The sequence below is a fragment of the Streptomyces sp. NPDC058240 genome, assembly GCF_042882135.1.
Taxonomy (GTDB): Bacteria; Actinomycetota; Actinomycetes; order Streptomycetales; family Streptomycetaceae; genus Streptomyces.
This window is the reverse complement of record NZ_JBHVWT010000058.1, coordinates 1-11,985: the sequence shown is the minus strand read 5'-3', so window position 1 is coordinate 11,985 and position 11,985 is coordinate 1. Positions and strand designations below refer to the sequence as shown.

At 68.2% G+C, this 11,985-nt stretch carries 10 protein-coding genes; 6 read left to right on the top strand and 4 right to left on the bottom strand.

Annotated elements, in window-relative coordinates; all coding sequences use genetic code 11:
* Positions 1-40 precede the first annotated feature (40 nt).
* Positions 41-1,831: a substrate-binding and VWA domain-containing protein gene (locus ACFVX4_RS37335; RefSeq protein WP_389986579.1), complete on the bottom strand. Its 1,791-nt coding sequence runs from the start codon at positions 1,829-1,831 to the stop codon at positions 41-43.
* A 211-nt stretch (positions 1,832-2,042) separates the two neighbouring features.
* On the opposite strand from ACFVX4_RS37335, the gene ACFVX4_RS37330 reads away from it, so the two are divergent.
* A complete protein-coding gene (locus ACFVX4_RS37330) occupies positions 2,043-2,795 on the top strand; it encodes a CPBP family intramembrane glutamic endopeptidase (RefSeq protein ID WP_389986614.1) in 753 nt (250 codons plus the stop codon).
* Positions 2,796-2,862: 67 nt separating this feature from the next.
* Here the strand turns inward: ACFVX4_RS37330 and ACFVX4_RS37325 are convergent, their stop codons facing one another.
* Positions 2,863-3,684: a PhzF family phenazine biosynthesis protein gene (locus ACFVX4_RS37325; protein WP_389986576.1), complete on the bottom strand. Its 822-nt coding sequence runs from the start codon at positions 3,682-3,684 to the stop codon at positions 2,863-2,865.
* A 143-nt stretch (positions 3,685-3,827) separates the two neighbouring features.
* On the opposite strand from ACFVX4_RS37325, the gene ACFVX4_RS37320 reads away from it, so the two are divergent.
* Both ACFVX4_RS37320 and ACFVX4_RS37315 read left to right on the top strand, forming a co-directional pair.
* Positions 3,828-4,265: a VOC family protein gene (locus tag ACFVX4_RS37320; protein WP_389986573.1), complete on the top strand. Its 438-nt coding sequence runs from the start codon at positions 3,828-3,830 to the stop codon at positions 4,263-4,265.
* 312 nt (positions 4,266-4,577) lie between these two features.
* Positions 4,578-4,922 carry a hypothetical protein gene (locus tag ACFVX4_RS37315; protein ID WP_389986570.1) on the top strand — a complete coding sequence of 115 codons (345 nt, stop codon included), beginning with the start codon at positions 4,578-4,580 and terminating at the stop codon, positions 4,920-4,922.
* A 32-nt stretch (positions 4,923-4,954) separates the two neighbouring features.
* On the opposite strand, the gene ACFVX4_RS37310 is transcribed toward ACFVX4_RS37315, so the two are convergent.
* Positions 4,955-5,671 (bottom strand): ATP-binding protein, encoded by a 717-nt coding sequence (locus tag ACFVX4_RS37310; protein WP_389986567.1) that lies wholly within the window; start codon positions 5,669-5,671, stop codon positions 4,955-4,957.
* A 941-nt stretch (positions 5,672-6,612) separates the two neighbouring features.
* Positions 6,613-7,473 (bottom strand): phosphotransferase, encoded by an 861-nt coding sequence (locus ACFVX4_RS37305; RefSeq protein ID WP_389986611.1) that lies wholly within the window; start codon positions 7,471-7,473, stop codon positions 6,613-6,615.
* A 279-nt stretch (positions 7,474-7,752) separates the two neighbouring features.
* On the opposite strand from ACFVX4_RS37305, the gene ACFVX4_RS37300 reads away from it, so the two are divergent.
* From ACFVX4_RS37300 to ACFVX4_RS37290, 3 genes are read left to right on the top strand one after another with little or no spacing between them, the layout of a single operon-like run.
* Positions 7,753-8,535: a TnsA-like heteromeric transposase endonuclease subunit gene (locus ACFVX4_RS37300; protein WP_389986564.1), complete on the top strand. Its 783-nt coding sequence runs from the start codon at positions 7,753-7,755 to the stop codon at positions 8,533-8,535.
* The gene (locus ACFVX4_RS37295; protein WP_389986561.1) at positions 8,523-10,613 is read left to right on the top strand and encodes a Mu transposase C-terminal domain-containing protein; all 2,091 of its coding nucleotides are present in this window, start codon (positions 8,523-8,525) and stop codon (positions 10,611-10,613) included. Before ACFVX4_RS37300 ends, ACFVX4_RS37295 begins: the two co-directional genes overlap by 13 nt.
* On the top strand, positions 10,610-11,629 hold the full coding sequence (locus ACFVX4_RS37290) for a TniB family NTP-binding protein (RefSeq protein WP_389986558.1): 1,020 nt from the start codon (positions 10,610-10,612) through the stop codon (positions 11,627-11,629). The genes ACFVX4_RS37295 and ACFVX4_RS37290 overlap by 4 nt, the downstream gene beginning before the upstream one ends.
* Positions 11,630-11,985 lie beyond the last annotated feature (356 nt).

The following is an 11,985-nucleotide window of genomic DNA, read 5'->3' as shown; positions in this document are numbered from 1 at the left end:
TTGCTGCTTGCGGACGGTGCCGGTCCGGCCGCGCCCGGGGCTACTCCTGGGCGGCGTGGCTGCTCTGACCGGCTGTCATGATGGCCTGCAGGATCACCGTTTGGATCTCGGCCGGGTCGATGACCTGGTAGCCACCGCCGCCGGTCACCTTCGCTATCTCGTTCACCTCCTCGCGGTCGGCCTCGGGACCGACCGCGATGGCGAGCAGCGGCACCGGGCGCTCCGGATCGGCGATCCGCTTCAGCTCCGCGATCAGTGCACTGCGGGAGATGGAGAGGTTGTCCTGGTTCGATCCGTCGGTGAGGATCACGACCGCGTTGAACTTGCCCTTCACATAGGTCGCCTGGGCGTCCTTGTAGGCGGCCAGCATGGTGTCGTACAGACCGGTCGCGCCGCCCGGCACGGGCTTCAGCGCCGCGAAGGCCGCGGCGAGCTTCTCGCGGTGGGTGCCACCGCCCTTCGCCGGATCGCCCAGTCGGGCGGTCGGCATCAGCCTGCGATAGTCCTTGTCGCCGTCGAGCGTGGTGGCGAACTCCCAGAGCCCGATCTCGTCGTTCGGGGTGAACTGGTTGAGGGCCTGGATCAGGGACGCCTTGGTGACATCCATCCGGGACTGGTTGCGCCCCGGAACGATCGTGGCCATGGAACCCGACGCGTCCACGACCGTGGTCAGCCGAGCGCTCTGCACCGTGATCGTCCACATGCCGAGCGTCTGCTGGAGCGCCTCGGCGGTCGGTGCGGCGGCGGCTGCGGTGGCGTACGGCTGGGGCTTCTTGCCGCCGGCCGGTGCGACCACCGACTCCCCGGCCGTGCCGTCGACATCCCTGAACCCGTGCTTCTCCAGGGTGGCCTGGGCACCGGGTTCGTTCAGCAGTGTCATGAACCGCAGCGCTGCCCGGCCCTCGGACGTACTCATCCTGGCCTCGTCGACCAGCGTGTACGGGTAGTTGAGGAGCGGGGTGCCGTCCTCGGGGTAGAAGAGGTCGAGCTTTCCGCCGCCGGTGGACTCCGCGTTGTGGGCGAACGCGGCCTGCTCGGAGAGGAGCACCGCCTGGTTGCGCTCCGGATTGCCCTGCTCGGCGCCCGAATCCCTCTGCGCCAGTGTCTCCAGCACCTGGGTGTCACCGTCCGACATGCGCTGCGCGAGCAGCTTGGCGGTCGCCGCGACCCTGGTGTCGCTGTCTCCGCCCTGCTTCTCGGAGGACGCGCCGATGCTGGAGAGCGCCAGCAGGCCGGTGGCGCTGCGCGCCGGGTCGGCCGAGCCGAGCTGCACCTTGTCCGACTTCATGGCCGCGCCCGTCAACTCCGCCCAGGAGTACTTCTTCTTCGGCCAGCCGAGGCTCTTGGCCGCGGACGGCACCATGGCCAGGGTCACGGGGGAGGAGGCGATGGAGTCGCCCGGTGTGATCGGGACGCCGTCGCCGGAGCCCTTGGCCCGGTCGAGCCAGAGGTCCGAGTCGGGCAGCCAGACCTGGAAGTCCGGGGTGCGGGCGTCGCTGGAGAGGGAGTCGGCGACCTTGTAGGAGTCGCGGGCGGCCACCGTCACGTACAGACAGCGACCGTCGGATCGCACCTCGTCCTTGCGCGCCTTGTCGGCGACGGCGCGCACGGCGGGAGCGATGTCCGGTGAGGCCACCATGGACAGACGGATGGCCGAGTCCTCGCAGCTCTTCGAGAACGACAACAGGCCGCCCTGCGCCGCGACGGCCGTCCCCGCAGCGACCGCGAGTACGAGCATGGTCGCGATCACGACGGTGCGCCGACGGCGAGGCGGTGATCCGTCCCCGCTTTTGTCGCCGGCGTAGTCGTCGGGCAAGCTGTGACGTCCCATGTCGGTGGTGCCCCTCCTTGAGGATGAACAAGGAAAAGGGGGACCACACCATCGGCAATGGTGGTTGTCCCCCGGCCTGTCGCGCATGATCTTCGTACCTGCATTCGAGACCCTAGCCGGACGGGGAGCAGGATGGGGTGTGAATGCACAACTCAAGGCAGGTGTACAGGTGGAGGCGGGGCTTGTGGCTGATTCTTTCCCCCAGGAGGCTATGCCGCGACGGATTCTGCGGTCCGAAACGGTCCTCGTACTGGCTCTCTCGTTGGGGGCCAGCGGGGTGTCTGCCCTGATCAGTTTTGTCGGATCGCTGACGAAACCAGGGGGTTTGAAGGATCAGGCCGCGACGCTCAACAGTTCGTACGCGCCGGGGCGTCCATGGCTGGATCTCGCCTGGCAACTCTTCGGAATCGCAACGGCTCTGGTGCCCGTCGCCTTGGTCGCGCATCTGCTGATCAGGGAAGGCGCCGGCCTGCGGGTCATCGGTTTCGACCGCACCAGGCCGTGGCCGGACCTGGGGCGCGGCACGATGGTCGCGGCGGGCATCGGAAGCGCCGGCCTCGCCTTCTATCTGGTGGCCCGCGCCGCCGGATTCAATCTGACCGTGGTACCGGAATCGCTGCCCGATGTGTGGTGGAAATTTCCGGTCCTGATCCTGTCCGCGATCCAGAACTCCGTCGTGGAGGAAGTGATCGTCGTCGGGTATCTGCTGCGCAGACTGGGACAGTTGGGGTGGACGCCGACGGCCGGCCTGGTCACCAGTTCGGTGCTGCGCGGTTCGTACCACCTGTATCAGGGGATCGGCGGCTTCATCGGCAACATGGTGATGGGCGTCGTCTTCGTGCTGCTGTACCGGCGCTGGGGGCGGGTCGGGCCGCTGGTCGCGGCACATGCGCTGCTGGACATCGGGGCGTTCGTCGGATACGCCCTGTTGGCGGGGCAGGTGGGCTGGTTGCCCACACCGTGAGGAACGGGCCGGGTGCGGCGGGGGCGCAGGGGAGTGGCCTCGTACGCCCCCGCGCAGCCTGCGGGGGTCAGAGCGCCGTGAGCAGTTCGCCGTCGATGACCGTCACGGCGTCCCCCGTCAGCAGGGTGCGATTGCCGCGCAGCGAGGTCCGGACCAGGCCGGAACGGGCGGAGGCCTGAAGTCCGGTCAGTTCGTCACGACCGAACCGGGCCGACCAGAAAGGCGCCAGCGCGGTGTGGGCACTGCCGGTCACGGGGTCCTCGTCGATTCCGACACGCGGGAAGAAGCCGCGGGAGACGAAGTCGTAACCGCGGGACGGGTCCTCCGCGGCGGCCGTGGCGACGACGCCCCGCCGGGAGACATCGGCCAGCGTGGCGAGATCGGGGGTCAGCCCTCGTACCGACGCCTCGTCGGACAGTTCGACGAGCAGATCGCCGATGTGCGGGCCGGTGTCGTGGACGGAGAGGGGATCCGCGCCCAGGGCCGCGGCCAGCCCGGCCGGGGCGGCCTCCGGTGTCAACGAGGCCGTGGGGAAGTCGAGCGTGATGGCACCGTCCGGGTGGGCGGTCGCGGTGAGGATCCCGCACCGCGCCGCGAAGCGCACCGTGCCGCTCGCCGTCCCGGTGGTGTGCAGGACGTGCGCGGTGGCGAGGGTGGCATGCCCGCACATGTCGACCTCCGTGGTCGGGGTGAACCAGCGCAGCGCCCAGTCGGCCTCGCCGCCCGGGGACAGCGGGTGGGCGAAGGCGGTCTCGGAGAGGTTCAGTTCCATGGCGATCCGCTGGAGCCGATCGTCGCCGGGAAAGGTGCCGGAATCCAGGAGCAGGACTCCCGCCGGGTTGCCGGTGAAGGGGCGGTCGGTGAACGTGTCGACGATTCGAATCCTCATGCCGCGACCCTACGTACGGTGCGAAGCCGGGTGCCAAGGCCAATCCGGTGTCACTGGACCCGGAATGCCGACGGGCGAACGGTGTCAGTGGCACCCGGTACGGTCCGTGTATCGGATCGAGTCGGACCGGGGAGGCCCTGCCCATGGGGACCAGGTGGAGTTTGACGATCGACTGCGCACGTCCGGCGAGGCTGGCCGCGTTCTGGGCGCTGGCCCTGGGCTATACGGAGAAGCCCGCGCCTGCCGGGTTCGGGAGCTGGGAGGAGTGGTTCGCGCACCATGAGGTCCCGGAGGACGAGTGGGACCAGGGCGCTTACCTGTGCGATCCGGAGGGGGTGGGTCCAGGTCTGACCTTCATGCAGGTGCCGGAGTCGAAGGTCGTGAAGAACCGCCTGCACCTCGACGTGCAGGCCGGTGGCGGTCGTGAGGCTCCCTGGGAGGTGCGTTGGCCGCGTGTGGTCGAGGCGGTGGAACGCTTGACGGCCGCCGGCGCGACCGTGGTGCGTGAGGACGAATTGCAGGGCAGGCCGGACCATGTGGTGATGGCCGACCCGGAAGGGAACGAGTTCTGCCTGCTCTGACGGTGGTTCCCGCCAGCCCGCGGACGCCAGGCCGCCCAAGGCTGAGGCAGATCCGTGGTCACGCGCCCCGGTCGGCTTCCTGAGCGGTGTGCTCCAGCCTGCTGCGATGGTTCTCCCACCAGGCCGAGTCGCCCGGCGCCATGTTTTCGTTGCCCTTGCTCATCCCGACGGCGCCGTCGACGAGTTCCCGGACGATATCGGCGTGCCCGGCATGCCGGTGCGTATCGGCTGGGTCGAGGTGGTCACCGACCCGGAGACGGTGGCCCGTTCGAGAACGAGGGGCTGGAGGAGGTCGACATCGACGCTCCTCGGATGCCTCCGGGGCTGGACGACCTGCGGGCCGAGCGTGACGCGCAGCGCGGGGCCGAGGGTTTCGGTTCGCTCGCGGACCGGGACATCGTGTACCTGCGGCGTCGCTCGGACGAGGAAGACGACGAACCGGCCGTCCAGCTGATGGAAGTGGGGTCCGACGGACGCCGGGTTCGCCAGGTTGTGCTGGCCGAGGACGGACCCGCCATGCGCAGCAGTCCGGACGACTGGCCGTTCAACCCGCCGGTCGTGGACTTCTTCGACCCCGCACTGGCCGGTCAGGAGATCAGCCGGAGCGAGTTCGAGGAACAGTGGGCGAGGGCCCGCCAGGCAGACACCGACCTGTAGCCGCGCCTCCGGCCGGTCGAACCTGCCGGTATTCACGGGTGCCGACCCGTACGAAGTCCGCGCAGCCTCTCCTGGCGAACGGTCAGGACCTCCTGTCGTAGAGCCAGGATCTCCTGGCGCAAAACAACGGACGGGCCAGCTGTGTCGGACGCGTCGGCTTCGGTGCGGGTGTGCAGGGAGATGTTGTGGATCTCGTCGACCAGGACGAGACCGGTGCGGGCCTTGGCGCAGACGCCGACGACGGCCTCGGTGAGGTCGGTGACGTTGGAGCGTCGCGGGACCGGGAGACCGAGGAAGCGGGCGAACCCGGCGGCGATCATGCGGGGTGTCGCGGCGGGCGGGACAGTGATGTAGATGACCGGTATGCGTTCGTCCTGGCCGGGGTGCCGGCGGCGGTCCTGGAGTTCGTGGACCAGGCCGAGCCGGGTCAGGGCGATCGTCTTGCCGGTGTTCGCCGCCCGGTGACGATCAGGCCGCGGCGGGCGCTGATCGCGCCAGATGACCAGGCGGCGGCCGCAGGTGACGGTGTGCCGGACGGCTGAGGTGGCGACCACCTGCAGGCGGCCGTGGTGGTCGAGCCGGTCCTCGTCGTAGTCGTACTTGTCCTCTTTGCTCAGGGCGCCGTACTCGTCCTGCGTCAGCATGACCATCGCCTCGCCGACCGCCGACGCGATGAACTCGCGCCGGCCGGGCAGGGTGGTCAGATACTGTCCGACGCCGTCGGCCTGACGGCCGTCGGTCATCGTCATCACGGGCGCTTCCACGGATCCTCAAGCGGGTCGTAGAGCCCCAGCGGGATCACTTCGGCCATCGTGTCCTCGTCCTCCGTCGGCGGTTCCGGGGAGGGCCTGTTCTGCGTGTCCCGTGGCGGCGGAACCGTGGATGTCGCCGGCGCGGCGGCCTTGGTCCGGGCCGCGACGCGGCGGTCTCCCTTGGCTGACCTGGCCTTCCGCTTCCTTCTCACCGTCGGCTGGACGGGGCTGCGCGCGGGTGAGCAGGGCGGACACGGCCGCGGCGAGTTCTTCCTCGGTGGCCTTGAAGAACTGGTGGCTGACGTGGTCCCAGGCCAGGTCGCCGAAGGGGACCGGGGCCCGGTTCAAGAACTTCCAGGTCGCCTGGATCCACTCGCCGTCGCCGCGGTGGTTGCGTACCCAGACGTTGGAGACGTCGTAGGGGTCGCGGTGGACTTCCCAGACGCCGACAGCCCAGCACGCCGACCTACCGCGGCTGTCACCAGAGCCACCACCCCCTCAGGCAAAACCCGTGGTGCTCGGAACGATGCCTGGACCAGGAGATCATCCGCCGAGTTCACCAGCAGGAATGCGCGGCCTGCGGCGCCTCCTTGGCCCACCGAAAGCCGAGCCCCAACCGCAAGTGGTGCTCGGGCGCCTGCCAGCAAAGAGGGTTCCGCTGGCGAGCGGAACTCCGCGACCGCGCCGCTCAGGCGGACATCTGTGCCGGGCCACGATAGTTGGCACTAATCGGGCTGTGTGACCTGGGGCTCCCAACAGCCTGGCCACGCTAGTTGGCACCGTCTGGCCAAGATTATTGGCATCTGTAATGAATTGCCACGTTTGTTGGCACCGGCGCCATGGTTCGGCGCGGCAGCGAGGCCGGCGCGCATGGGGTTGCAACGGCGACAGTCTCGTCGCTTGGTTCCTTGCCGCTTCCACGTGACCTTCGGCGATTTCTACAGACCATCCAGTCGCCTGGTCACTGTGTCGAGTGTCGGCCAAGGAGGACCCTCGCGCAGCAAGCGCAGGAATTCCTTTCCGAATCGCCTCCCATTCGGAAACTGGTCGCCAAGCTCCCAACGCCACGCGGCGACCATCGCGATAACGAGCTGCCGACACTCGTCCAGCAGCCCTTGGTCAACGCTTGGGTAGTGCTCGCAGACCGCCTCGGGAACATGGGCGAGATCGAACTCGACGGGTCCACGGCAGCACGTCTCAAGGTCGATGAACAACGGGCCGTTCTTCGTGCTGAGCACATTGCCTGGATGCGGCTCGCCGTGGAGCAGCTGTTCCACGGCGCCGCGGTCGTCGATCGCTCGTCGCAGGCTTGCCAGCCTGCCGCTGAGGAACACGCGGTCCGCGTCGGTGAGCTCCGGCGAGCGATCCGGGTCGGCGACAACTTCTTCCGCCTCCGTGATCCGGTCCGTGAACCTCGGGCTCGGCACATCGACCTTGCGCATGCCGGCGTGCAGCTGCTCCAGCGCCTTGGCGTAGTCGACCGGTGAGGTGTGAGGTGTCACGGGCTCGTAGTAGGTCCACAGCGTCACTGCGAAGCCATCGCGCGTGTACACACGCGGGTCCGCCCGAGGCTCCAAGGGACACACCGGGCATCCGATCTCGGTGAGCCGCTGAGCGAGATCGACTTCGAACTGTGCAACCTCTTGTCCCACAGGGGCGACCCGGGCAAAGACGTCGCATGGCGTCAGCCGCAGTGCCAGCTTGTTCGAGTTGTGGAGAACGATTGCATCGTTGGCTGGCAGGTCGAGCGATGCGGCGACCGAAGTCGCAGCCGCGATCGCACGCGTGACGTCGGTCATATCCACCCTCGAATCTTGGCATAGATGAGCGAGGGCGATGCCAACCAGCGTGGCCAGGTGCCAACTATCGTGGCTCGGCACAACATCGGCCCAACTTCGCTGTCACAAACCATGCAGTGACCCATCTTCGATGACACAAACGGTCATCAGTCCAACTTCGGTGGCAAGCGGCCCATCTTCCCTGTCACAGGTCAAACAGTGACCTGTGACAGGGATCCTGATCGATTGCCACTGAAGGATGATCAACGCTAGTTTGTGCCACCGCAGGTTGATCATTCGGTGTACAGGTACGCGGGGGACGTGGTGGGGGCACCTGTCGGCGTGTTAGGGGAGGCTGCCCTTGCGGCCTTTGACCTGGCCTTTTCCGTCAACGGAACGCTCGTGCGCCGATCGCTGGGGGTCAGCTGGGACATGCCGTTCGAGGCTATGGACCCGGTGAGGGAGTTCAGCTGGCACAAGGACAGTCACGGGTTCGCCGGCTGGTACTACTCGTCGACGATGCGGGATCACGTGGGCTACGAGTCGTGGCTGGAGAGGGACCGGCTGATCCTGCTGGACCGTGATCCGCACGTGGTCGCGATCGCCTCACAGCCGTTCTGGCTGCACTGGCACGACGGCACCCGCAAGCGTCGGCACGCTCCCGACTACTTCGTCCGGCTGTCCGGCGGCGGCGCCCGCATCGTTGACGTCCGTGCCGCGGACGAGCTGGATGAGGTGACGGAGGAGGCGTTCGACGCGACCGGGCATGCCTGCCGGGCCGTGGGCTGGGAGTTTGAGTGGGCCGGGCGGCCCGAGCTGGTGTTCATGGCGAATGTCCGCTGGCTGTCCCGGTATCGGCGGGCCCGCTGCGCTCGACCGGTGTCGGTGGCGGACCGGCTGCTGGAGGTCTTCCGTGAACCGATGGGGCTCTGGGAGGGCGCCGGGCTGGTCGGAGACCGTCTGCAGGTTCTGCCGGTGCTGTTCCATCTGCTGTGGTCCGGTGCCTTGAAGACGGACCTGGTGGGAGGGCTGATGGAGACCGACAGTCTGGTCTGGACGGAGGGAAACTCATGGGCAGCCTGAAGCGGCCGCCGGCCTTGGCGGTCGGCCAGCGGGTCCGGTTCGAGGGCCAGGTCAGGGGGGTTCTCGAGGTCACCGCACAGGCGGCGGTGCTGGAGGACACCGAGGCACCGCACCGAGTGGTCGCTCTGATCGACCTGTTCGAGACGGCGGACTTCGAGATCCTGTTCCAGCCCGAACGCATGCCGCTGCCCCCGTCCGGACTGCTGGAGACCTTCGCTCCGGAAGTGATGAAGCGGGCACTTTGGTGGGAAGAGCACATCCTTGAGGTTCTGCACGGCCTGCCGCCCGGCGTCGAACCCGGCACACCGCCACGGCCGGGCTACGGACCGGGCACGTCGGTGACCTCGCGCCAGAAGGCCAAGGCTGCTGAACTCGCGGCCCTCGGCCACGAGATCAAGTCCGGGGCGGTGGGGCTGCGGCGACGCCGTTACACGGAGGACGGCCTGGTCGGGCTGGCCAGGCTCGTGGACCACCGTTCGGTCCGCAAGCGCAAGGAGTTCGGTGACGCACCTGACGCCGTCGTCGCGGCGATGCGGCAGGCGATCAAAGAGGGTGTCGAGACCTCGACACGCAACGGGTCCTACCTGATCTGGAGGACCGGGGAGATCCTCCGGGAGAACGGCGGGGACCTGGTCGAACTGCCGTCGCGGCGAACGCTCTACCGCCTGCTGGACAGGCTGACGGCGGGCACGCACGCGACCGGGTCGGCGGTTACCCGCAGGTCGAAGGCCCACGGGGCCGCCGCCCCGTTCGGTGAGTTGACGGTGTCGGCTCCGGGCGAGGTCATGCAGATCGACTCCACTCCGCTGGACGTCATGGTCCGCCTCGACGACGGAGTGGTCGGCAAGGTCGAACTGACCGGCATGATCGATGTCGCGTCCAGGACGCTGACCGCGGCGGTGCTCAGGCCCACCACGAAGTCGGTCGATGCCAGCGTGCTGCTGGCCCGCACGGTCACGCCGGAACTGATGCGGCCGGGCTGGGTCGACGCACTGAAGATGTCGCGCTCGGTGCTGCCGCACCGCCGCCTGCTGACCATCGACGAACGGCTGGAGCACGCCGCGGCCAAGCCGGTGATCGTCCCGGAGATGATCGTCTGCGATCACGGCAAGGTGTTCGTCTCCCACAACTTCCGGGCTTCCTGCCGGTTCCTGGAGATCGACTTCCAGCCCACGCACAAGGGCTCGCCCTTCGAGAAGGGGCACATCGAGAAGATGCTGGGCTCCGTCGCGACGATGTTCGCCCAGTTCCTCCCCGGCTACACCGGCCGCAACACCGACCATCGCGGCCGACACCCGGAGGAGGAGAACCTGTGGTCACTGCCCGAACTCCAGGACCTGCTGGACGAGTGGATCGTCGCGAAGTGGCAGAACCGCCCGCACGAGGGGCTGCGTGATCCCGATCATCCGGGGCGCCTGTTCACCCCCAACCAGAAGTACGCCGCCCTGGTCGAGGCCTGCGGCTATGTCCCGGTCGCGCTCAGTGGCCAGGACTACATCGAGCTCCTGCCCGCGGCCTGGCGGGCCGTCAACTCCTACGGCATCCGGATCAACAACCGCACCTACGACGCCCCCGAACTCGGGCCGATGCGACGGCGCGACTCCGGCGTCACCGCCAAACGCGGGCTCTGGGAGGTCCACCGCGACCCCTACGACGTCTCCCGCGTCTGGGTACGCAATCACCGCGGCGGCGGTGAATGGGTCCAGGCGACCTGGAAGTACCTGAACCGGGCTCCGGTCCCCTTCGGCGACCTGGCCTGGGACCACGTCAGCCACCAACTGCCCAAGGCCACCGAGGAAGAACTCGCCGAAGCAGTGGCCGCCCTGCTCACCCGCGCACACGCCGGCCCCGCCCGGCCAGCGGCGAAGAAGAGCCGGAAAGCCGCAACGGCCAAGAAGGACCGCCGCGTCGCGGCCCGCACCAAGGCCACCACGCCGACGCCAGCCACAACGCCGCCACCGACGAACACGCAGGACGAGCCCGCCTTGCATGAGCCGGCGGTGGACGAGGAAACCATGGCGGAGGTGATCCCGCTGGGGCTCTTCGACCCGCTCGAGGATCCCTGGAAGAGATCATGACGACGATGCCCGACAGCGGCCCGCACGACGACTTCGGCCAGTACCTGACCGTCCTGCCGGGCTGGCAGCAGTTCGTCGCGTCGACGACCAGCACCACGATGACCGTGCTGACGAAGAACGAGTACGACGCCCTGAGCAAAGAGGAGAAGTACGACTACGACGAGGACCGGCTCGACCACCACGCCCGTCTCCAGGTGGTCGCCACCTCCACCGTCCGCCGCACCGTCACCTGCGGACGTCGCCTGACCGTCCTCAACCGCGGTGCCATCAGCGCACGCCGCGGCTTGATCGTCACCGGTCCGGCCAACACCGGCAAGACGATCGCTCTGACCCAGTTCGGCCTGGCCCACGAACTCCAGGACCGTCGCCGACACCCCGGGCAGGACGAGCGCATACCGGTCATCTACATCACCGTCCCGCCCGCTGCGACACCCCGCATGATCGCCGCCGAGTTCGCCCGGTTCCTCGGTCTCCCGGTCCCGCGAAGCTCCAACATCACCGACCTCACCGAAGCCGTAGTCGGCGTCTGCACCAAGGCCCGCACCGGCCTCGTCCTGGTCGACGAGATCCACAACATCTCACTGCAGACCCGCACCGGAGCCGACGCGTCCGACACACTCAAGTACTTCTCCGAGCGGATCCCGGCGACCTTCGCCTACGCGGGCATCGACATCGAGGACAGCAGTCTCCTGACCGGCACCCGCGGCGACCAGATCGCCGCCCGGTTCACGGCAGTGGACACCCACCCCTTCCCTTACAACACGGAATGGAAGGCCCTGGTCGCCCAGTTGGAGGCGAACCTCCTGCTGCACCAGCACAAGCCCGGCGCCCTCACCCGCCTGGACCGGTTCCTGCACACCCGCACCGGCGGCATGATCGGCACCCTGTCCCACCAGCTCCGTGGAGCCGCCGTCGACGCCATCCTCACCGGCACCGAAAAGATCACCAAAGCAGGACTGCTGGCCGTCGACCTCGACATCGCCTCCCGCCGCAAGCAGCCCGGCACCGACGGATGACGTCGTCGGCCCCGGAAGCCGAGGTCGCCCGCCTTCCGTTCAAGGTTCGTCCACGGCAGGGAGAGGGCGTCGCCTCGTTCATCACCCGCCTCGCTAAGGCGAACTACCTTCCTCCCGCTTACCTGCGGAAATACCTCGCTGAACCGCCCATGCACCGGGGCAGTCCGACCTGGCCCCGCGTTGCCGCCGCCGCTGGCCGCGACCCGGCCGAGCTCCGGCAGATCCTGAACACGGTCAACTGCGAGGAATGCGGGGCCCCCATAGACCCTGCTGCCCAATTCGTTCAGGCGGAGAGTTGGTAGTTGAGTCGTTCGAGCCTGCTGTGGCGGGCGCGGTCGAGTGGCCCGGTGGTCCAG

Coding starts and splice junctions, on each gene's coding strand:
- ACFVX4_RS37325 (WP_389986576.1), bottom strand. CDS start 3,684: ATGAGGATTCGAATCGTCGACACGTTCACCGACCGCCCCTTCACCGGC.
- ACFVX4_RS37295 (WP_389986561.1), top strand. CDS start 8,523: ATGGGCAGCCTGAAGCGGCCGCCGGCCTTGGCGGTCGGCCAGCGGGTC.
- ACFVX4_RS37310 (WP_389986567.1), bottom strand. CDS start 5,671: ATGACGATGACCGACGGCCGTCAGGCCGACGGCGTCGGACAGTATCTG.
- ACFVX4_RS37315 (WP_389986570.1), top strand. CDS start 4,578: ATGCCTCCGGGGCTGGACGACCTGCGGGCCGAGCGTGACGCGCAGCGC.
- ACFVX4_RS37290 (WP_389986558.1), top strand. CDS start 10,610: ATGACGACGATGCCCGACAGCGGCCCGCACGACGACTTCGGCCAGTAC.
- ACFVX4_RS37330 (WP_389986614.1), top strand. CDS start 2,043: ATGCCGCGACGGATTCTGCGGTCCGAAACGGTCCTCGTACTGGCTCTC.
- ACFVX4_RS37335 (WP_389986579.1), bottom strand. CDS start 1,831: ATGGGACGTCACAGCTTGCCCGACGACTACGCCGGCGACAAAAGCGGG.
- ACFVX4_RS37320 (WP_389986573.1), top strand. CDS start 3,828: ATGGGGACCAGGTGGAGTTTGACGATCGACTGCGCACGTCCGGCGAGG.
- ACFVX4_RS37305 (WP_389986611.1), bottom strand. CDS start 7,473: ATGACCGACGTCACGCGTGCGATCGCGGCTGCGACTTCGGTCGCCGCA.